The organism is Brucella pseudogrignonensis (genome assembly GCF_031454375.1).
GTDB lineage: Bacteria > Pseudomonadota > Alphaproteobacteria > Rhizobiales > Rhizobiaceae > Brucella > Brucella pseudogrignonensis_A.
The window spans coordinates 185,697-206,087 of the sequence record NZ_JAVDQT010000003.1 but is presented as its reverse complement, the minus strand read 5'-3'; the positions used below and the strand labels follow the sequence as shown (position 1 = coordinate 206,087).

Genomic DNA, 20,391 nt, shown 5'->3' with positions numbered 1-20,391 from the left:
ATTTGCAAAATACGAAATAAGCATGGATGGCATTCATTAGACTTGATGTATTCTTCTTAACAAATTTCCCAATTGTCATTAATCACAGCCAGTTTACCGCTGAATATCGTCTTGAAAATTTTGATTTGAACTTGTAGAGAACCGCCAATCGCAATTGGCTTGTCCAATATGATTCCGAATGGGTCGATTATGACTCTTCAAACCCATGCAGCCGCGACATTTCGATCCAATACATTTTTGGTCTGGCGCGTGACAAACGGGATTATTCGTTATATCGGTACTTTTGAAATTTTCAGAATTTACCGAAATCTAGAAAATGACGCATGCACCAGAGCTGACGCTTTGCGTGCAGGATGGAAAGACAAATGAAACACGGCACCCCCCGGACGATCGTTTCGTTCGCCGTCTTGGCCCTCACGGCGTTCCTCGCCGGCTGCGAGAACCAGGTCCTGCTCTCTCCGAAAGGAGAGGTCGGTGTGGCAGAGCGCGATCTTATTTTCTTTGCGACGGGCCTTATGCTGCTCGTCGTGATCCCGGTCATTGGTATGACGCTTTACTTCGCTTGGAAGTACCGCGCGACCAATGAGAAGGCAGAATATCTGCCTGATTGGCACCATTCAAACAAGATCGAAGCTGCGGTTTGGTTGATCCCTGTGGTCATCATCGTCGTGCTTGGCACGGTGACGTGGATCACAACGCATAAGCTTGATCCGTATCGTCCGCTGGTGTCTGATGCGAAGCCGATCAACGTTGAAGTTGTTGCGCTCGACTGGAAGTGGCTGTTCATTTATCCTGATCTGGGTGTTGCGTCGGTCAATGAAATGGCGATGCCAGTTGATGTTCCTGTTAACTTCAAGCTGACATCCAGCAGCATTATGAACTCGTTCTTCATTCCTGCGCTCGGTAGCCAAGTCTATTCCATGCCAAGCATGCAGACCAAGCTTCACCTGATTGCAAATCATGAAGGCGTGTTTGACGGTATTTCCGCTAACTATAGCGGTCAGGGTTTTGCTCAGATGCGCTTCAAGGCGCATTCGCTGAACCAGGCTGACTTTGATAAGTGGATTGCCGATGCCAAAGCTTCGGGTCAGGAACTGTCGCGTGAGCGTTATGCTTCGCTGGTTCAACCAAGTGAAAAGGCACCTGTTCAGCACTTTGCCTATAACGACAAGGCGTTGTTTCATAACATCGTCAATCGTTGCTGGGATGGAAAGTCCGTCTGTATCGATGATCAGATGCATCAGGAACAGATGGTGCGTGAAGCGCGCGCTGACCTGCGCAAGTCGTCGCCCGTCGATTTCAGCCAGTGGGCAAATGACATTCTGTGCCTCACTCAGCCGCAGCGTATGACGCAGCTTGAAAACTGATATGCCGATGCGGTTTTAGCCCCGGATGTAATCCCCGGGGCTTGAACTGCTTATCGCACTCCAATCGAAGTAAGAATAGAAATGTTCGGAAAACTTACGCTCGAAGCGATACCCTATCACGAGCCTATCATCATGGTCACACTGACCGCGGTGGCTGGTGGGGCGCTCGCTATTCTCGCAGCCATTACCTACTATAAAAAATGGGGTCCGCTCTGGAACGACTGGCTTACGTCGGTCGATCATAAGCGCATCGGCATTATGTACATTATTCTGGCTTTCGTGATGCTGTTCCGCGGCTTCTCGGATGCTGTAATGATGCGCGCTCAGCAGGCGATTGCCTCTGGTGCGAATGAAGGCTTCCTGCCGCCACATCACTACGATCAGGTTTTCACGGCGCATGGCGTGATCATGATCTTCTTCGTGGCGATGCCTTTCATCGTCGGTCTTATGAACTTTGCAGTTCCGCTTCAGATCGGTGCGCGCGACGTGGCCTTTCCATACCTCAACTCGTTGAGCTTCTGGTTGACCGTTTCCGGCGCTGTCCTGATCAACTTGTCGCTGGGTATCGGTGAATTCGCCAAGACCGGTTGGCTGGCTTATCCGCCACTGTCGGGCATTGAGTTCAGTCCGGATGTCGGCGTTGATTATTATATCTGGGCTTTGCAGATTTCCGGTATGGGTACGCTTCTTTCGGGCGTTAACCTGATTACCACCATCATCAAGATGCGTGCGCCGGGCATGGGCATGATGCAGGTTCCTGTCTTCACATGGACCGCACTTTGCTCGAACGTTCTGATCGTGGCTGCGTTCCCGATCCTGACCGTGACCCTCGCTCTGCTTTCACTTGACCGTTATTTGGATTTCCACTTCTTCACCAATGACAGTGGTGGCAATCCGATGATGTATGTGAACCTGATCTGGATCTGGGGTCACCCGGAAGTCTATATTCTGGTTCTGCCTGCGTTCGGTGTGTTCTCTGAAGTCGTCTCGACTTTCACCGGCAAGCGTCTCTTTGGTTACACGTCGATGGTTTACGCAACTGTTGCGATTACCGTTCTGTCGTTCCTCGTCTGGGTGCACCACTTCTTCACCATGGGTGGCGGTGCAAGCGTTAACGCCTTCTTTGGTGTTGCAACCATGATCATCTCGATCCCGACGGGGGCCAAGGTCTTCAACTGGCTGTTCACCATGTATAAGGGCCGCATCCAGTTCACGACGCCAATGTACTGGACCATCGGTTTCATGTGCACCTTCGTTGTCGGTGGTATGACGGGCGTTCTGCTTGCTGTTCCGCCTGCAGATTTCGTACTGCACAACTCGGTGTTCCTGATTGCTCACTTCCATAACGTGATCATCTCGGGCGTGCTGTTTGGTTGCTTTGCCGGTCTCATCTACTGGTGGCCAAAAGCATTCGGCTTCAAGCTGCATGAAGGACTTGGCCGCAAGGCATTCTGGTGCTGGCTCGTTGGTTTCATCCTTGCGTTCATGCCGCTCTACGTGCTCGGCCTGATGGGTATGACCCGCCGTCTGAACCACACTGAAAATCCAGCATGGCACATCTATCTGATCGTTGCTGCCATCGGTGTTGCGATTATCCTCTGCGGTATCGTCTTCCAGGTTCTCCAGATCATGATTTCGATCCGTGATCGCGAAAAGCTGCGCGACCTCAATGGTGACTCATGGGGCAATGGCCGTACGCTGGAATGGTCGCTGTCTTCGCCTCCACCATTCTACAACTTTGCAGAAGTTCCACATGTCCGTGATCCGGATAGCTGGTGGGATATGAAGCAGAACGGTTATGTTCGTCGTACAGAAAAGTTTGCCCGCATTCACATGCCGCGCAACACTGGTACCGGCTTCATTATCGGTATCCTCACCATTCCACTTGGTTTTGCTCTGATATGGCATATCTGGTGGCTGGCAATTGCGGCATCGCTCGGTGTACTTGCTGTCGCTATCGCTCACTCGTTCAACAATGACAGAGACTATTATGTCTCGGCCGAAGAAGTGCAGCGTGTCGAAGATGCACGCACTCGGCAACTGAATGCTCAGGAGGCATGATCCATGAGCGCTATTGGTTATAAATCTGCTCCCTTCACAGGTGGCAACGAGCATCCGGCTCACGAAGATCATCATGATGCAGGGTCGACCACACTGGTCGGCTTCTGGATCTACCTGATGAGCGACTGCGTTCTCTTCTCGGGCCTTTTTGCAACCTATGCCGTTCTGGCGCATCAGTTTGCGGGCGGCCCGACCGGCCGTGAGCTGTTCGACCTGTCGTTCGTTCTGACAGAAACCATGATCCTGCTGGCATCGTCGCTGACCTATGGTCTGGCCACGTTGTCGATGTACCGCAACAACCGCGCAGGCGTTTTGTTGTGGCTGGGCGTGACGTTCCTGCTCGGCGCAGCGTTTCTTGTTATGGAAATCTATGAGTTCCATCACCTGATCGTTGAAGGCGCAGGACCAAGCCGCAGTGCATTCCTTTCCGCCTTCTTCGCGCTGGTCGGAACGCACGGTCTGCATATTACTTCGGGTCTGATCTGGATTCTGGTGCTCTCCGCCCAGCTTCTGCGTGATGGCCTGACTGAAAAGAACCGGACGCGCGTGATGTGCTTGAGCCTCTTCTGGCACTTCCTGGACATCATCTGGATTGGCGTCTTTACCCTTGTCTATCTGCTGGGTGTATTGTGATGAGCTCTGGACACGAAACACACGATCAAGCCGCACATGGCAGCCTGAAGTCCTACCTGATTGGTCTGGCTCTCGCGATTGTTCTCACCATCGTTCCGTTTATGCTGGCGATGAATGGTTACTTCACACCAGCAACGACCGCAGCGATTGTTATCGGTATGGCTGCTGTTCAGATTGTGGTGCATCTGGTTTACTTCCTGCACCTTGATCCAAAGTCGGAAAATGGCTGGAACATTCTGGCACTCATTTTCACGGTCATCATTCTGGCTATCGTGCTTGCAGGCTCCATCTGGGTCATGCATCACCTCGATACCAATATGATGCCGATGTATATGACACCGGATGATGCACGTAATCTGCCATAATTGAATTTCAGAAGGCTGGTTCTGGTTGGCCTTCTGATCGCCTGAAACCAGGTCTGACGGCCCGGTTGCGCGGCTTTTTTCCTCCCTCTCCCCCTTAAAAGTTGCGTGGCGCCCTGGTTCCCTCCAGGGCGCTTTTATTTTGATATACTGATGAATAAATTTAGAAGTAAATTTAATTTAAATTTGTTAAAAATGTTAATAAGTAAAATTATCTGATATAAAACGTACATAGTACGATGTATTAATTACCATTATTAAGCACGATTTTGATGTGTATTTGCATTTTTAGGATATTTGGTATAGAGATACGCTTATTAACTTCTTAAATCGTATATTTTAAATTGCGTATTTGGAGAAATGTTAATGTATTTATTTGATTTTTTGACGAGTAATAGATTTTTCGGCGCGTTAGTTTTGACATCTCTATTCCTGGTGCCAAGTACCGTCTTTGCAGCACCTGCAACGGTAAATGCGAACGTGAATTTAAGAACTGGCCCCGGAAGTAACTATGGGCGACTAGCGTCGCTACCGGCGGGTATGGGAGTTGATGCTGGCCCATGTCGCGGCAGTTGGTGTCAAGTCCGTACTAGCTTCTATAGAGGTTGGGTATCGTCTCGCTTTTTAAGCTTTAGTCGTTATGCGCCTGCGCCAAACTATCCAATGTCGCGTGGCGCTAGAGTTACTATCGGCGATGGTGTGGAGATTAGACGGCGCCCAACCGCGCGCCCCGGTTATGATCCTTATCAACCGGATCCGGCACGGGGCCCCGCACCGGGATATGATCCCTATCGTGATACCGGGCCGTCAGCAGTTCCTCCTATTGGTGGAGGTGTGAGGCCCATGAGGTCGCCTGATTAAATGCGGACTGATCGGCTTGTGTTTGGCCATTCCGCTTAGATGCAACCGCATAATTACGAACATGAATAGCAAGGAGAAAGCGAGACGAGTCTTACGTTCTAACGTTTCTGAGAAATGTTTTCTGTCTTCAGGTCATATCCTCCCCGCACAATCATGACCTGAGCCGCGGCCTGCCAGAGTCCCTCCCTCTGGTGGGCCGCATTCATATTGCGAATAATTTTACAGCAATCTTGTCGGCTTATTAACGCTCCATTGACTCAATCTATTCAAAATAGGGCATATTTGACTTTAGGGCTTGGATTGCTATTTGGGTTCGCTGTGAAGGCTTTTGTTAAAGCTAGTCATTGCTCGCAAAGCACTACATCCGGGTCTGAAATGTCAAAACGCACTGGGTTGAAGCTTGGTCTTCCTACCGCACTATGTTAATCCCTGAATCGTCCTGGGATTTTGGGGGAGGACGAGGCGCTGCCCAAGCGGTCGTGAAATTGCAACCGGACAGTATTGTGTATGACTAGGCGTAACAGGACGATACAGGGAAGAAGTTTGATTGTACTCGCTTTGGCGGTGCAATTTGCTTCCATGACGGTTTCGCCTGCTTTGGCGTTCGAGATTTTTGGGATTCACCTCTGGGGTCAGAAGAAAGAAACTGATCCCGATATTATTGATCCCAAAAGCTACACCGTAGAAGTCACTACTTCCGGCACCCGAAAAAATGCTGACGGTAGCGATGCTGATCTGAAATCTGTAATTGATGGTGCGTCTGGTCTCGTCTCAGATGAAGAAACGCCTGCATCCGGTTCAGCTGGCCTTTTGGCAAAAGCACGCGGTGATTATCGTCGTATTCTGGCCGCTCTTTACGTTGATGGCCGTTACGGTGGCACGATTTCCATTAAGGTCAATGGACGTGAGGCAGCGGATATTCCCGCCGACACCGACATTCCGAACAATGCCAAGATTGATATTTCCGTTGATCCGGGTCCGCAGTTCTTGTTCTCCCGCACGGCGATTTCAAATATCGCGCCGCCATATGCGGATAAACGCAATAAAATTCAAACGCCGGAAGAAGCTGGCTTTGCGCCGGGTGAGGTTGCCCGATCAACCACGATCCTGAAGGCTGAGCGACTGGCGGTTGAGGCATGGCGACAGCAAGGTTATGCGAAAGCGAAAATCACCGGCGAAGACATTGTTGCCAACCATGATGGCGACACGGTTGCCGCTGATGTTTCGCTCGATCCGGGTCGAAAGGCATTTTATGGTCCGGTCAGCGTCGTTGGCACCGCGCGTATGGACCCGCAATTTGTGGCCTGGATGACCGGCCTTAAACAAGGTGAGCAATACAGCCCCAAAGATATCGAAGACGCCAAGAAACGCCTTGGCCGCATGGAAGTTTTCCGTGCGATGAACTTTGAGGAAGCGGACAAGATCGAGCCGGATGGCAGCTTGCCGATGACCCTTAATGTGCAAGAGCGCAAGCCGCGTCGCTTTGGTTTTGGTGCCGAATATTCGACGCTCGATGGGTTCGGTGTCACCGGCTACTGGATGCATCGCAACCTGTTTGGCCGAGGCGAACGTCTGCGTTTTGATGCTAAGGTTAGCGGTGTTGGCGGCTCGCAGGATAATTCGTTCGACCCAACAAATTTTACCTATACGCTTGGCACGAGCTTTGCCAAGCCGGGCGTTTATACGCCGGATACGGACTTTGTGGCAGCGCTTGATGCGAAGCGTGAAGTGCTTGACGCCTATACCGAAACGTCGGTGAATGCGAAAACTGGCTTCACGCAAATCTTCAGCGATGAACTGTCCGGTGCGCTTTATGCCAAAGCGAGCCATGGCCGCTTTGATGATGATTATTTCGGAAAGCGCGAGTTCACGACTGGCGGGCTTGAAGGCAATCTTCTTTATGACGGCCGCAACAACAAGCCTGATCCGACTTCGGGCCTTTACGCAGAAGGCAATATTCAGCCATTCTATGAATTCCAGCGTGGTAACTTCGCGACACGCTTCACAGCAGAAGGCCGCGCCTATTACGGCTTTGGCGCAACGGATCGCGTTGTTCTCGCAGGTCGCGTAAAGCTTGGCTCTGTCGTGGGCGCAGATATTGCTGACCTTCCGCCGAACCAACTGTTCCTTGCAGGTGGCGGCGGCTCGATCCGTGGCTATTCTTATCGTAGCATCGGTGTCGAAACATCGACTGGAGACACAATTGGCGGGCGCTCACTGGTTGAAACATCGGGCGAAGTCCGTACACGCGTCACTGATTCCATTGGCGTTGTTGGCTTTGTCGATGCTGGCTATGTCGGCGAACAATCCTATCCTGACTTTTCGGAAGAAATGCGTGTCGGCGCGGGCCTTGGTCTGCGCTACCTGACGGGGCTTGGGCCGATCCGTCTTGATGTCGCTCTTCCACTTAACCGCCGCTCGGGCGATCCGAGCTATGCATTCTACGTGGGCATAGGACAGGCGTTTTGACCAGATTTCTCGCACTTCTCGCCTTCATCCTTTTCGCAGTACCTGCCGTCGCCCAAGAGCAGCAGCAGGAAGAGGAAAAGTCGTATTTTATTTCCTTCGTGGAAAGCAAACTTTCCGCGCCAAACCGACGTATCCAGTTTTCTGGTCTGAGCGGGCTTCTGTCGTCTGAGGCAAGTGTTGGCCAGATCACCATTGCTGACCGTGAAGGTGTGTGGCTGCGCATTGAGAATGCGAAGCTTAACTGGAGCCGTACGGCACTGTTCACCGGTCGTCTGAGCATACAGTCGCTTGTTGCTGAGCGCATCGATTTTATCCGCAAGCCATTACCGGATACGGGGCTGCCATCGCCTGAATCGTCGAGTTTCAGCCTGCCGGAACTGCCGCTGTCGATCAATATCGATAGCCTCGATGTGGCACGTCTCAAATTCGGCCCGGATATTTTCGGGTTGCAATCGGAAGTATCGCTGAATGGTAATTTGTCGCTTGCCGATGGATCGCTGACTTCTGCATTTGACATCAAACGTCTTGATGGTCCGGGCGGCAATTTTGCGCTGCGTGCCGCCTATGCCAATGCTGATCAGAAGCTCGATCTTGATCTGAAAGTCATGGAGCCTGCTAACGGTATTATTGCCAATGTGCTCAATATCGATGGTCGTCCGCCGGTTGATCTGACGCTGACTGGCAAGGGCACGTTGGATGATCTTAAGATCGATTTGGCGCTTGATACCAATGGCAGTCGCACGTTGACGGGTGGTTTTACACTGGTGCGTCAGGCTGATGGCCGGGTGTTTGCGACGCAGATCAATGGTCCTATCGCCGTTCTGGTGCCGCCCGCATTCCGCGATTTCTTTGGTGCTGAAACAGCGCTTTCCGCTAATGGTCTGCTGAAAGATGGCGGTGGTTTCCGTCTTGATGATCTGGCACTCAAGAGTGCTGCATTGAATGTTAAAGCGTCGGCTGAATCTGGCAATGACGGCTTTCTGAACAAGCTGCGCGTGGACGCAACCATTCAGGATGACAGCAAGAGTGAAGTGCTTTTGCCGGTCAAGGGTGGTGAAACAACCATCAATAATGCCACACTGCAAATCGCTTACGGCGACCGGCCGACCAATGACTGGACCGGTAAGCTTGCTGTAACTGGGTTCAAGAACGCGACAGTTTCCGCTTCCAGCATTGCGCTCGATATGGGCGGCGTCGCTGAAAACCTGAACGATGCGGCCAACCGCCGTTTGACCTTTGATGTGAAGGGCGGTGTCAGCGGAATTGATGCCACCGATGCTAAAGTTGCCGAGGCACTGGGCGATAAAATTGATCTCGCGATTGCGGGCGGATGGCGTTCCGGCACTGCTGTCGATCTTGCAAAAGCTGCAATCGAAGGCAATGGCTTGAGCCTTGAACTCGCTGGCAAGATTGATGATTTCACATTCAATGGCGATATTGCAGCCAAGGTTGCAAGCCTTGCGCCTTATGCAGCGCTCGCTGACCGCGATCTTGCAGGCAGCATTGATGTGAAAGCATCGGGCACGGTCAGCCCGATCAGCGGTGCTTTTGATCTCAATCTTGATGGCAATGCGCAGAATATGCGCACCGGCACGGAAGCCGTCGATAATATCCTTGATGGTGATGTGAAGCTGAGCGGCGGCATTGCCCGCAGCGCGCAAGGTTTCGCAGCGCGTAATTTCCGCATTGGCAATGAGCTGAGCGAAATCACTGCTAATGGCTCTTTTGCATCCGACAAGGCGGACTTTGATTTCGGTGTCATGCTTTCGGATCTCAAGCTCCTGTCCGACAAAGCTTCGGGCCGCATGACGATCAAGGGCAGCGCGCGTGGTGATGACAAGCTGATTGCGCTGGCATTGCGTGCCGATGCGCCACAGGGGACGCTGGCGGATCGCAAGCTCACAGAAGGCGCACTTGATTTCAATGCGCTGCTTGATGGGAATGCCACAACGGGTGCCTCGCTGTCGGGCAAGCTTGCCGGTAACGCATTCCTCAATGGCCAGAAGATCGATCTTGCTACGCTGATTGACATCGTCAATGACGAGAAGCGTCTGACTGATTTGGTGTTCAATGCAGGCGGTGCGCATCTTTCTGGCAATGTTACGCAGAATGCAAAAGGCTTGTTGGCTGGCCAGTTGAAGGTTGATGCACCAGATATTTCCACTGCCGCAGCGCTCTTCCTTGCTGATGCGACTGGTTCTGCCAATGCCGATATTGCGCTTGATGCCAACGGCGAACGTCAGAACGCAACAGTCAATGCCAAGGCCAATGGCCTTAAAATCAACGGCAATCATATTACATCGGCTGATATTGCGCTGACCGCTCAGGATCTGTTCGGCGTTCCGGTTGTCGATGGTACGGCAAGTGCGCGCGACATTTTGGTTGGTACGTTCGGCATCGATAATTTTGACGCCAAAGCCAATGCAACTGGCACAAAGACCGATTTTACGGCCAGTACCAAACTCAAGATTGGTACGCTTGCCAATGCTTCTGGTTCACTCGAGCCGAAAGATGGTGGTTTTGAACTTGCACTCGCTTCTGCCGACGTGAAGCAGGGAAACCTTGCGGCAACGCTTGCTGCGCCTGCTACTATTGCCATGAAGGGAAGCAACATTTCCTTTGGCGACATTATCGTCAATACGGGCAACGGACAGGTGAAGGTCAATGGCGCAGTTGGCGATAGGCTTGATCTTTCGGTCGTACTCTCCAATTTGCCGCTGGCGCTCGCCAATACGTTTAAGCCCGAGCTTGGCCTTGGCGGTACGCTCAACGGAACGGCGCGCGTTACAGGCACCAAAGATAATCCGAACGCAGCATTTGATATCACCGCGCGTGGCGTAACCGCTGCTGAACTGAAAAATCAGGGCATTGCACCGCTTGATGCAGATGCCAAAGGCACCTCGGATAACAATCGTCTCAATGTCGATGCGCGTGTTACTGGTGGCGGTGGCATTGATGTGAGCGCCAAGGGGGCTGTGCCGCTTGGCAAGGGCGACCTGGCCGTTGATGTTAATCTCGCCAATCTGCCGCTGACAGCATTGAACGGCGCGGTCAAAGGTCAGGATCTGGCGGGTAACGTGACAGGTACTGCGCGGGTGACTGGCCCGCTGACCAACCCTGCAGCGCAGTTTAATCTGCGTGGAACAGGTCTTGCAGCAAAGCCTCTGCGCGACAATGGCCTTGCGCCAATAAGCTTGCAGACGGCTGGCAATTACGCAGCAAAGACTGTCGATATTTCGTCGCTGACGCTTGAAGGACCACAGGGTCTCAATGTCACTGCCAATGGCAAGGTTCCGCTTTCGGGGCAGGGCCTTGGTGTGAATGTTTCGGGCAGTGTTCCGCTGGCTCTCGCCAATCGCTTCCTTGCTGATCGTGGTTCACAAGCAAGCGGGACGCTGTCGCTGACCGCAAGCGTTTCAGGTGGTTTCGACAAGCCGCAGCTGCGTGGCATGTTCTCGACGTCGGGTGCACAGTTCATTGATCCTGAAACCAATCTGCGCCTGAACAATATCAATGTCATGGGCGCGATGGAGGGTGAAACCATCACGCTTCGTCAGGTCAATGCAGCCTTGGGCGGTGGCGGTTCGGTTTCCGCGACTGGCACGATCTCGACCAATGCGGCTGCCAGCTTCCCCGCGAATATCGACATCAAGCTCGATAATGCGCGTTATGCCGATGGCAAACTGGTAGCAGCAACCGTCAATGGCGGCATTTCCATCACCGGCCCGCTGATGCGCGATCCGTTGATTGCTGGTCGTATTGATGTCGAACGCGCAGAAATCACCGTGCCGGAAAATCTGGGCGGTGGCGCGACTTACGTCCCGGTGCAGCATATCAATACGCCAAAGAACGTGCTGACAACGCTTGAACGCGCCAAGGTCGAAACGCGCAGGGGCAAAGTGCCTACGCCAATCTCGCGTCCAACCGTTCCGCGCCTGGATATTCTTGTTAATGCGCCGAACCAGATTTTTGTGCGTGGTCGTGGTCTTGATACGGAATTGGGCGGGCGTGTGCGCCTTACCGGCCCTGTCACCAATATCCAACCGGTGGGTTCGTTTGACCTGATCCGTGGTCGCATCAGCATCCTTGGTCAGCGTATTACCTTTGACGAAGGCAGTGTCACGCTTGTTGGCGATCTCAACCCGCAGATCAATTTCGTGGCCCGCAGTGAAGGCGACAATATCACAGCAATTGTGACTGTGACGGGGACTGTCGATAATCTCAATATCGTTTTCTCATCTTCGCCGGAACTTCCACAGGACGAAGTGCTTGCGCAGCTCATCTTTAAGCGCTCCATTGGTGAACTGTCAGCCTTCCAGATCGCGCAGCTTGCAGCCGCTGCTGCGGAGCTTGCCGGTGGCTCCAACAACTCGCTCATGAGCAAATTGCGTCAGGGCACGGGGCTGGACGACATTGATGTCGTAACAGACAGTAAGGGCCAGACCAGTGTGAAGGCAGGGCGCTATATTCGGGATAATATCTATCTCGGCGTTGAAGCCGGTGCCGCTGGGGCGACGAAAGGCACCGTCAATCTCGATATTTCGCGAAACCTGAAGATTAAGGGCGCAGTTGGATCAGATGGCGATTCCAGTGCCGGTATCTTCTACGAAAAAGACTATTGATCCATCATTCGTTGAAATTTGAAAGGCCGGGAGTGATCCCGGTCTTTGTTTTATCTATGGCGCGGTAACCATTTTTCTTAACGTTTGCGCGAGCTATTTAACGCTTCCTCAACCATAAGGACGCAAATTGTCAAAATGATCAGAAGGCATTTTGCCAGTTGTTTTGAGTTAGGCGATTTGTATGTCTAAGTTGACTGAGAAATTAAGCCGCCGCCATTTTCTGCTTGGCACAGGTGCCGCTATGCTGGGCGGCGTTGCAGGTTGTTCGCAAACCATGGACATGTCGGCGTTTCAGATGAATCTGGACCCGATGTCGACGGGAGGCATCACGCCAATGCGTCCGCAAATCAGCGTCGATAAGAACATCACGACGCCGGATGTGATGTATGCGGCGGTGCAGGAAGGCCAATATGCGCTTCCCGCTATTCCGTATCAGAAAGTACCGAAGGAATTTCGCCGTCAGATCGTGCCAGATCCGACAGGGCAGGCACCGGGAACTATTGTCGTCAGCACAAAGGATCATTTCCTCTATTACGTCCTGCCGGGCGGCGAAGCACTGCGCTATGGCGTTGGCATTGGCAAGGCAGGCTTTGAATGGCAGGGCCGCGCCAATGTACAGTATAAGAAGCAATGGCCACGCTGGACGCCTCCGCCGGAAATGATCCAGCGCCGACCTGATCTTGAAAAATATCGCAACGGTCAGGAGCCGGGACCGCAGAATCCGCTGGGTGCGCGTGCGCTCTATATTTTCCAGAATGGGCGCGACACGGGTTATCGCATTCACGGCTCACCAGAATGGTGGTCGATTGGTCAGTCGATGTCGTCGGGCTGTATCCGCTTGATGAATCAGGACATTATCGATCTTTATAATCGTGTTCAGGGACAGGCGCCGATCATCGTTGGATGATTGGTTCGCCCATAGGCACAAACAAAAAGAGCGCGTGCATTTCGTAATGCACGCGCTCTTGTTTTTACCGGACTGACTGGAGGCGTTTCGCCCGGCTAATAGCCAACGAATTTATTCGTAGTGAGCTGGCTTAGCAGCATTGTCAGCAAAAGCGACAAGGCGGGATAGTTCCAATTTCACGCTGTCCACTGATGCATGAAGCGTAGCAGGTGCAGTGGTATCCTGTGCCATCTGGGTCGATACTGCTGGCATTGCAAAGGCTGATGCTGTGAGTGCAATCGCTGCTACAAAGCCGAGGCGACGTTCTGTTCTGGCCTGCATTTTCGTTCTCCTCGTGCCGCTTTTCGCGGCCTCAATCTGAATTGGTTTCCGTGCTGCGTTTTCAGCTCAGTGAAAAGTCGCGCGACGGGATATGTTCAAAGCGCTGTCGATTGCATGGATCGGTATTGGCAGCAAAGTCTGTCCGAAATCCGCCAAGGTTTCGGCGAAACTGCGTGCAGCATCGGCCACATCATGACTGCGACGCTTACTGGCAATCGCCTCAAGGCAGGTATCGAGCAGCAAGCCATCCTGATTCTGGATGCCAGAGATCAGGCCGAGTGTCAGACACTCTTCGCGGCAAACATGGTGCGAATCGAATGGAAAGGCGCGCAGCTGGCAGCTTGCACAATGGTGCAGCACACGGATGAACTGGGAGAGTTCGCCTACAGCCCGCTTTGCTTCTGATGCGCCAAGCAATTCCGAATAGAGGCCCCAGGTCATTTCCCAGGGAATGATCGATCCAGTCTCAAAACCGGCGGTCCAGCGGCGATAGCCTTCAAGCACCAGCTTTTCAGGAAGGCGGTCATAATAGCCGACGCTGTTGGTGCCATTCAGCTCAGAAATACGCATATTCATGTGCGCCTCCATTCAGAGGTGCGCGCACGTGCGCAGTCTTGCTGCTTTGATTTCGCGAGGCGTTCTGTTTCCCCTCGCGCATTACAATATCCGGTCGGCAAAAGATGCAACTGCCACGGCAATCCATCCACATTTGCGGACCGGCACTCACTGAGACCGATCATCTGGTCCTCCAATCGAACGGGTTCAAGGCCCAAACATCAAAGGCTGCATAAAATAACTCTGGCGCATAAAAGCTGCAAATTGATCTGGAGTCAATTAGTCAGCTTTAAAAAGCAGAATTATTTCAATAAATTAGAATTATTCTATACTATTACATTCATGTTTATAGCTATAAATGAAGAACGCAACCGCTACAACGTGCAGCGGTTGCGGCAAACGGGCGCATAATGCGGTCAGGAGAGAAATGCGCTAGCGCCCTTCACTCTGAAGCTTAGTGGTTTGAATGGTCTTCCGACTTGCCGCTTTGCGGGGTCACAGGGAATTCCAGATCAACTTTCCCAGCCTTTTCAAATTCCAGCGTGGCGGAAACCTTGTCGCCTTCCTTGTAGGGATGGTCTGGCTGGATGAACATCAGGTGGTAGCCACCGGATTTCAGCTCAACCGTTTCACCGGCGGGAATATCCAGACCATTTTCAAGCTTGCGCATCTTCATGACCTGATTTTCCATGCTCATTTCATGGATTTCAACGCGCTTAACGCCAGTCGTTGTGACACTGACCAGCTTGTCGGCATCTTTGCCGTCATTCTTGATGGTGAGGAAGCCGCCAGCAACCTTGGCACCCGGAACCATTGCGCGGATCGAAGGGCCGCTGATGCTCAGATCTCCCGCTTTGGTTGGCACCATGGCGTGATCGCCATGCGATCCATGACCGGAGTGATCATCAGACGCGGCAGCCACGAGAACGCGAAGCTGCGGGGCAGGGCTTTTCAGGTCGTGTGGATTCTGACCGTCCGCTGCAATTTCGGTCCATGCAACGGAATCATCTGTGCCGCAATATTGGGTCACGGGGAAGGAAAGCGTTGTGTCTTTGTCGAATTTGGCAAGCTGACCGACGACGACAAATTCATCGTAGAAATCGTTTGGCAGTTCGCCTTCGCTGAAAGTGACTTGTTTCACGCCAGAGGTTACATCGCGCCCATGGACTTTGTAGCTCTGTGCGTAATCACCCTTAGCAGTTTCAATTTTCCAACCGGCTTTTGCCTGTGGCTGGGCCGCGATAAAGCCTTCCGGAAGTTCAATTTTGACTGAGGTTGTGGCTTTGCCGTCGCAACCATGTGGAATGCGAACCACAGCCTTATAGCGGCTTCCGGCGGTGGCCTCATCCTGGTCAAGCGATGAATGGGCGTTGGCCATGCCTGCGGAAACGCAAAGGGCAAAAAGCGAAATGGCGGATGTCAAAAGACGAGCATTTTTCATTGTAAAAAACCTGAATAATCATGTGTCGGGACGCAGCTTTTCTAAGCGCGTACAGGAAAAGATTGATTTCAGGCCAAAGGCGGCGCTTGTGGCGGCGCTTGCGGCGGATAGGTCTGCTGCCTCAGAATTGGTTCTGACGGCGTGATAATATCAGCAGTTGCAATATTGATTGCAGCTCCCGTCGATGGAGCAGGCGCAGGACATAGGAAAGCCGATGAAATGCGGCAGGCATCGCAAATATTGCTGTTGTGCACATGCTGGTCGCCGTCATGGCTATCATGATCAATCGCATGATCAGTGATGCAAAGCACCGGATAGCTGCCATCAGGCAAGACATATTCTGCGAGCAGCAATTGTTCTGGAGAAGCGAGCGCGACTGGCTTGTGTCCGAAAGCGACAAGCATCAACGCCAATACGCTTAGAATGCGTATTGCCAATGTTGCCCGTAACTGGACTGTGCGCCTATTCAATCCGAGTGCTCCTTCAGGATTGACCTTATCTATTCCAAGCGAACCGTCTTTGCCAAGCGTCAAATAGAAGCTGGTTTATGAGAAGGCGAGCAGCAAATTGATAAACCGCTCGCCCAAAAATCTTATTGATAGCGTCCGCCACGCTGAATGACTTCGATCTTGTAGCCATCCGGGTCTTCGACAAAGAAGAAACGTGCGACGAGCACATCGCCATTTTTAAAGTCTACCAGCTTGCCGACTTTGAAACCTAGTTCAGTGAAGCGGGCATGCTCGGCAGCGAGATCATCAACCACGAAAGCAACATGGCCATAGCCATCGCCAAGATTATAAGGCTCGGTGCGACCTTTGTTCACGGTCAACTCAACTTCAAAGTCCGCTTCGTCATTACGCAGATAGATGAGCGTGAAGCTTTCGAAATCGATGCGTTCGGCAATTTTCAGACCAAAAGCCTGATCGTAGAAGGAAACGGAACGCTCCTCATTGAGAACGCGTATCATCGTATGGATGGCTTTGGCCATTATGTCACCTGTCTCTATAAAACTCTTTGCTTGGTTCTATTGGCCTTTTGGCTAAAACTGGCTTATCTCAAGACATGCAAAGCGGGCAAGCGCAATGCGTGTTGCAGACGAGGGCTTGCCGCAGACGAGGTTGGAATAATGTCAGGCGTAACGCGTGAACAAGTTCTGGAGCGGCTGAAGGCCGTAACAGGACCAGATTTCGAAAGCGATGTCGTGTCGCTCGGTCTGGTGTCGGATATTTTCATTGCCGACGGCAAGGTTTTCTTTTCCATCACGGTTCCTGCAGATCGCGCAAACGGGCTTGAGCCGATGCGGCTGGCTGCTGAAAAGGCAGTTAAGGAAATTCCGGGCGTTTCTGGCGCACTGGTCACACTGACTGCGGAAAAGAAAGGTGGTCGCACAAGCGACGATGCACCGCCACCACCAAAACCTCAGCCACGCCCTGCGGCAACAGCTGCCGCACCACAACCGCGCCCCGCAGCAAAACCCGGCGTTCCGGGCGTTGGCGCAATCATTGCGGTTGCATCGGGCAAAGGTGGTGTGGGCAAGTCCACGACCGCGGTTAATCTGGCGCTCGGTATGGTGGCCAATGGCTTGAAGGTCGGCATCCTTGATGCGGATATTTACGGCCCATCGATGCCGCGCCTGCTGGGCCTTTCTGGTCGCCCGGAAACCGTCGAAGGCCGCACTTTGAAGCCGATGGAAAACTATGGCGTCAAGGTCATGTCCATGGGCTTCATGGTGGATGAAGACACGCCGATGATCTGGCGTGGACCGATGGTGATTTCCGCGCTGACACAGATGCTGCGCGAAGTGGCTTGGGGTAATCTCGACGTTCTGGTTGTCGATATGCCTCCGGGTACGGGTGACGCACAGCTCACCATGGCACAGCAGGTGCCGCTGGCGGGTGCTGTGGTTGTTTCCACGCCGCAGGATCTTGCGCTGATCGATGCGCGCAAGGGACTTGCCATGTTCCGCAAGGTCGATGTTCCGCTTTTGGGCATCGTTGAAAATATGAGCTATTTCATCGCGCCTGATACCGGTAAGCGTTATGACATTTTCGGCCATGGCGGCGCGCGTGCAGAAGCGGAACGTCTTAATGTGCCGTTCCTTGGCGAAGTGCCTTTGCATATGGATGTGCGCGCACATTCAGACAATGGCACGCCGATCACCGCAGTGGAACCGGATAGCGAACACGCGAAAATCTATCGTGATATTGCGCGTAAGGTCTGGGAAAATATGAAATCAGGTGCAGGCGCGGGAAAGCCCGCTCCCGCAATCGTTTTCGAGTAGTTTAAAAAAGAAAAGGGCCCGTGAGGGCCCTTTTCATTATGTGATGACGCTTGGCTCAGTCCGTCCGCTACGTTTCTTTACCTCGGCAATTTGCTCGGCAGCATCAATCAGCGCTGCCAGCGTTTCCTGCGTGTCGAGATTGTGCTTGGCTGTATCGGCTTCATAGCGCTCGATATAGATGCGGATAGTCGCGCCCGATGTACCTGTCCCAGACAGACGCAGAACCACGCGCGCGCCGCCTTCAAAGTAGATACGAATCCCCTGATGTTCGCTCACCGAATGATCAATCGGATCATGATAGGCGAAGTCATCAGCCTTTTCGATTTTCAAACCGTTGACGCTGGTACCGGGCAGGCTTGCGAGCTGGCCACGCAGATCAGAAACCAGTTTTTTTGCAATGTCAGAATCAACCGCTTCGTAGTCGTGACGGGTGTAATAGTTGCGGCCAAAGCGTGCCCAATGCTCCTCAACGATTGACTTCACGCTTTCCTTGCGCACGGCGAGAATGTTGAGCCAGAGCAGAACAGCCCAAAGGCCGTCTTTTTCGCGCACATGATCGGAGCCAGTGCCAGAGCTCTCTTCGCCGCAGATCGTAACCTTGCCATGATCGAGAAGATTGCCAAAGAATTTCCAGCCGGTCGGCGTCTCATAAATACCGATGCCGAGCTTCTCTGCGACGCGGTCGGCTGCGGCACTGGTTGGCATGGAGCGGGCGATGCCCTTGATGCCATCCTTATAGCCGGGTGCCAGATGCGCATTGGCCGCAAGCATTGCGAGCGAATCGGATGGGGTCACAAAAATACCGCGACCGATAATGAGATTGCGGTCGCCATCGCCATCCGATGCCGCGCCAAAATCCGGCGCACTATCCGACATCAGAAGATCGTAGAGCTCTTTGGCATAAACGAGGTTTGGGTCGGGATGATGCCCGCCAAAATCTGGTAAAGGCACAAAGTTCATCACGCTGCCTTCGGGCGCACCAAGACGGCGCTCAAAGATTTCTTTGGCATAAGGGCCGGTAACGGCATGCATGGCATCAAATTTCAACGCAAAGCCGCCTTTGATCATGGCGCGGATCGCGTCAAAATCGAACAGGCTTTCCATCAGTTCCGCGTAATCGGTAACCGGATCAAAGACGACGATTTCGGTGTCGCCAATCTTGGCGGTTCCGAGCGTGTTGAGGTCCACATCTGTCGCCTCAATGATCTTGTACTGATCAATCACCTTGGAGCGCGCATAAATCGCCTCGGTGATTTTTTCCGGCGCAGGGCCACCGTTACCAATATTGTATTTGATGCCGAAATCTTCGGTTGGACCGCCGGGATTGTGGCTTGCTGATAGAATGAGGCCGCCAAAAGCCTTGTATTTGCGGATCATGTTGGAAGCGGCGGGCGTGGACAGAATGCCACCCTGACCAACCATGATGCGGCCAAAGCCATTGGCTGCTGCGATCTTGATGACTTTCTGGATCACTTCGCGATTATAGAAGCGTCCATCGCCGCCCACCACAAGGGTCTTGCCCGCAAAACCGTCCAGCACATCGAAAACCGACTGGATGAAGTTTTCGGCATAATGGGGTTGCTGGAAAACCGGCACTTTCTTGCGCAGACCCGATGTGCCGGGCTGCTGATCCTGAAACGGCGTGGTGGCAACTGTCTTGACGGTCATCTTTTTCCCGTTCGATTCAATGATTTGAATTAGCAAGTGATCAGTCTTTGCGGTCATTGCAAGACAAGATAGATCAAACTTATTGTTTGAAAATAACAAACTGTGTGCTGTTGTGAAGAAACAGTTCTCTTTTTCATTCCGGATGACGCCATATGAAGCCTTTCCAAGCGGAAAGCCTGCCCGCCGAAATTCTCGCAAAGCTTTCCGATATGGGTGGTCGATTGATCGTTGCAATTGCGGGGCCACCCGGTGCCGGCAAATCCACCATCTCGGAACACCTGCGGGATGCAATCAATCAGGGCGAGTCCGGGCCAGCTGTCATCGTGCCGATGGATGGCTTTCATCTCGATAATGCGATTCTTGATGAGCGCGGCTTACGTAGTCGCAAAGGCTCTCCGCCGACTTTTGATTGTGCAGGCTTTGCCACACTTCTTGAACGTCTGAAAAACACATCGGAAGACGTTGTCATTCCCGTTTTCGATCGCACGCTTGATCTTGCGCGTGCCGGTGCGTCTATCGTTCGTACCGATCATCGGATTTTACTGGTTGAGGGCAATTATCTGCTGCTCAATCAGGAGCCATGGACACGACTTGCGCCGTTTTTTGATATGACGATCTTTCTCGATGTCCCTTTGGCGGAGCTTGAACGTCGGCTTATTCAACGCTGGCTTGACCATGGGCATACGCCCAATGCCGCACGCGAACGCGCACTTTCCAACGATATTCCGAATGCAGAACTCGTTGTCTCGTCCTCACGTAATGCGAATTACGTTGTCAAAACGGCATAGTTCATGACGGAAAATTGCTCGGGTAAGACTTGCAGCGGGTGATTCCTGCCTGCAT

At 52.6% G+C, this 20,391-nt stretch carries 16 protein-coding genes; 10 read left to right on the top strand and 6 right to left on the bottom strand.

Annotated elements, in window-relative coordinates; genetic code table 11:
- Window positions 1-365 precede the first annotated feature (365 nt).
- From cyoA to J2782_RS11770, 8 genes are all read left to right on the top strand, one after another.
- On the top strand, window positions 366-1,367 hold the full coding sequence (cyoA, locus tag J2782_RS11800; RefSeq protein ID WP_310012707.1) for a ubiquinol oxidase subunit II: 1,002 nt from the start codon (window positions 366-368) through the stop codon (window positions 1,365-1,367).
- An 81-nt stretch (window positions 1,368-1,448) separates the two neighbouring features.
- Window positions 1,449-3,428 (top strand): cytochrome o ubiquinol oxidase subunit I, encoded by a 1,980-nt coding sequence (cyoB, locus tag J2782_RS11795; protein ID WP_310012705.1) that lies wholly within the window; start codon window positions 1,449-1,451, stop codon window positions 3,426-3,428.
- Between the two features lie 3 nt (window positions 3,429-3,431).
- Complete coding sequence (gene cyoC / locus J2782_RS11790) at window positions 3,432-4,061, top strand: cytochrome o ubiquinol oxidase subunit III (protein WP_310012702.1); 630 nt, start codon at window positions 3,432-3,434, stop codon at window positions 4,059-4,061.
- On the top strand, window positions 4,061-4,426 hold the full coding sequence (gene cyoD / locus J2782_RS11785; protein WP_310012700.1) for a cytochrome o ubiquinol oxidase subunit IV: 366 nt from the start codon (window positions 4,061-4,063) through the stop codon (window positions 4,424-4,426). Before cyoC ends, cyoD begins: the two co-directional genes overlap by 1 nt.
- Window positions 4,427-4,783: 357 nt before the next feature.
- On the top strand, window positions 4,784-5,284 hold the full coding sequence (locus J2782_RS22850; protein WP_404989628.1) for an SH3 domain-containing protein: 501 nt from the start codon (window positions 4,784-4,786) through the stop codon (window positions 5,282-5,284).
- A gap of 507 nt (window positions 5,285-5,791) precedes the next feature.
- Window positions 5,792-7,753, top strand: a complete 1,962-nt coding sequence (locus J2782_RS11780; RefSeq protein WP_310012694.1) for an autotransporter assembly complex protein TamA — start codon at window positions 5,792-5,794, stop codon at window positions 7,751-7,753.
- Window positions 7,750-12,375, top strand: coding sequence for a translocation/assembly module TamB domain-containing protein (locus J2782_RS11775; protein WP_310012693.1), 4,626 nt, complete (start codon window positions 7,750-7,752; stop codon window positions 12,373-12,375). The genes J2782_RS11780 and J2782_RS11775 overlap by 4 nt, the downstream gene beginning before the upstream one ends.
- A gap of 181 nt (window positions 12,376-12,556) precedes the next feature.
- The gene (locus J2782_RS11770) at window positions 12,557-13,282 is read left to right on the top strand and encodes a L,D-transpeptidase (RefSeq protein ID WP_310012691.1); all 726 of its coding nucleotides are present in this window, start codon (window positions 12,557-12,559) and stop codon (window positions 13,280-13,282) included.
- A gap of 111 nt (window positions 13,283-13,393) precedes the next feature.
- On the opposite strand, the gene J2782_RS11765 is transcribed toward J2782_RS11770, so the two are convergent.
- The 5 genes from J2782_RS11765 to J2782_RS11745 form a co-directional block, all read right to left on the bottom strand.
- On the bottom strand, window positions 13,394-13,603 hold the full coding sequence (locus J2782_RS11765) for a hypothetical protein (protein ID WP_310012689.1): 210 nt from the start codon (window positions 13,601-13,603) through the stop codon (window positions 13,394-13,396).
- 66 nt (window positions 13,604-13,669) lie between these two features.
- Window positions 13,670-14,179, bottom strand: a complete 510-nt coding sequence (locus J2782_RS11760) for a hypothetical protein (protein ID WP_310012688.1) — start codon at window positions 14,177-14,179, stop codon at window positions 13,670-13,672.
- Window positions 14,180-14,612: 433 nt separating this feature from the next.
- A complete protein-coding gene (locus tag J2782_RS11755) occupies window positions 14,613-15,599 on the bottom strand; it encodes a DUF1775 domain-containing protein (RefSeq protein ID WP_310012686.1) in 987 nt (328 codons plus the stop codon).
- A gap of 68 nt (window positions 15,600-15,667) precedes the next feature.
- Window positions 15,668-16,003 carry a hypothetical protein gene (locus tag J2782_RS11750; protein ID WP_310013329.1) on the bottom strand — a complete coding sequence of 112 codons (336 nt, stop codon included), beginning with the start codon at window positions 16,001-16,003 and terminating at the stop codon, window positions 15,668-15,670.
- Window positions 16,004-16,191: 188 nt separating this feature from the next.
- The gene (locus J2782_RS11745; protein ID WP_310012682.1) at window positions 16,192-16,587 is read right to left on the bottom strand and encodes a VOC family protein; all 396 of its coding nucleotides are present in this window, start codon (window positions 16,585-16,587) and stop codon (window positions 16,192-16,194) included.
- Between the two features lie 138 nt (window positions 16,588-16,725).
- Here J2782_RS11745 and J2782_RS11740 point away from each other — a divergent pair, with 138 nt between their 5' ends.
- Entirely contained in the window at window positions 16,726-17,880 is a 1,155-nt protein-coding gene (locus J2782_RS11740; protein ID WP_310012681.1) for an Mrp/NBP35 family ATP-binding protein, read from the top strand.
- A gap of 36 nt (window positions 17,881-17,916) precedes the next feature.
- On the opposite strand, the gene J2782_RS11735 is transcribed toward J2782_RS11740, so the two are convergent.
- Window positions 17,917-19,548, bottom strand: coding sequence for an alpha-D-glucose phosphate-specific phosphoglucomutase (locus J2782_RS11735; protein ID WP_310012676.1), 1,632 nt, complete (start codon window positions 19,546-19,548; stop codon window positions 17,917-17,919).
- A gap of 152 nt (window positions 19,549-19,700) precedes the next feature.
- Here J2782_RS11735 and J2782_RS11730 point away from each other — a divergent pair, with 152 nt between their 5' ends.
- Window positions 19,701-20,336 (top strand): nucleoside/nucleotide kinase family protein, encoded by a 636-nt coding sequence (locus J2782_RS11730; RefSeq protein ID WP_310012672.1) that lies wholly within the window; start codon window positions 19,701-19,703, stop codon window positions 20,334-20,336.
- The last annotated feature ends 55 nt before the right edge of the window (window positions 20,337-20,391 follow it).

Coding starts and splice junctions, on each gene's coding strand:
- cyoA (WP_310012707.1), top strand. CDS start 366: ATGAAACACGGCACCCCCCGGACGATCGTTTCGTTCGCCGTCTTGGCC.
- cyoB (WP_310012705.1), top strand. CDS start 1,449: ATGTTCGGAAAACTTACGCTCGAAGCGATACCCTATCACGAGCCTATC.
- cyoC (WP_310012702.1), top strand. CDS start 3,432: ATGAGCGCTATTGGTTATAAATCTGCTCCCTTCACAGGTGGCAACGAG.
- cyoD (WP_310012700.1), top strand. CDS start 4,061: ATGAGCTCTGGACACGAAACACACGATCAAGCCGCACATGGCAGCCTG.
- J2782_RS22850 (WP_404989628.1), top strand. CDS start 4,784: ATGTTAATGTATTTATTTGATTTTTTGACGAGTAATAGATTTTTCGGC.
- J2782_RS11780 (WP_310012694.1), top strand. CDS start 5,792: ATGACTAGGCGTAACAGGACGATACAGGGAAGAAGTTTGATTGTACTC.
- J2782_RS11770 (WP_310012691.1), top strand. CDS start 12,557: ATGTCTAAGTTGACTGAGAAATTAAGCCGCCGCCATTTTCTGCTTGGC.
- J2782_RS11765 (WP_310012689.1), bottom strand. CDS start 13,603: ATGCAGGCCAGAACAGAACGTCGCCTCGGCTTTGTAGCAGCGATTGCA.
- J2782_RS11760 (WP_310012688.1), bottom strand. CDS start 14,179: ATGAATATGCGTATTTCTGAGCTGAATGGCACCAACAGCGTCGGCTAT.
- J2782_RS11755 (WP_310012686.1), bottom strand. CDS start 15,599: ATGAAAAATGCTCGTCTTTTGACATCCGCCATTTCGCTTTTTGCCCTT.
- J2782_RS11750 (WP_310013329.1), bottom strand. CDS start 16,003: ATGCTTGTCGCTTTCGGACACAAGCCAGTCGCGCTCGCTTCTCCAGAA.
- J2782_RS11745 (WP_310012682.1), bottom strand. CDS start 16,587: ATGGCCAAAGCCATCCATACGATGATACGCGTTCTCAATGAGGAGCGT.
- J2782_RS11740 (WP_310012681.1), top strand. CDS start 16,726: ATGTCAGGCGTAACGCGTGAACAAGTTCTGGAGCGGCTGAAGGCCGTA.
- J2782_RS11735 (WP_310012676.1), bottom strand. CDS start 19,548: ATGACCGTCAAGACAGTTGCCACCACGCCGTTTCAGGATCAGCAGCCC.
- J2782_RS11730 (WP_310012672.1), top strand. CDS start 19,701: ATGAAGCCTTTCCAAGCGGAAAGCCTGCCCGCCGAAATTCTCGCAAAG.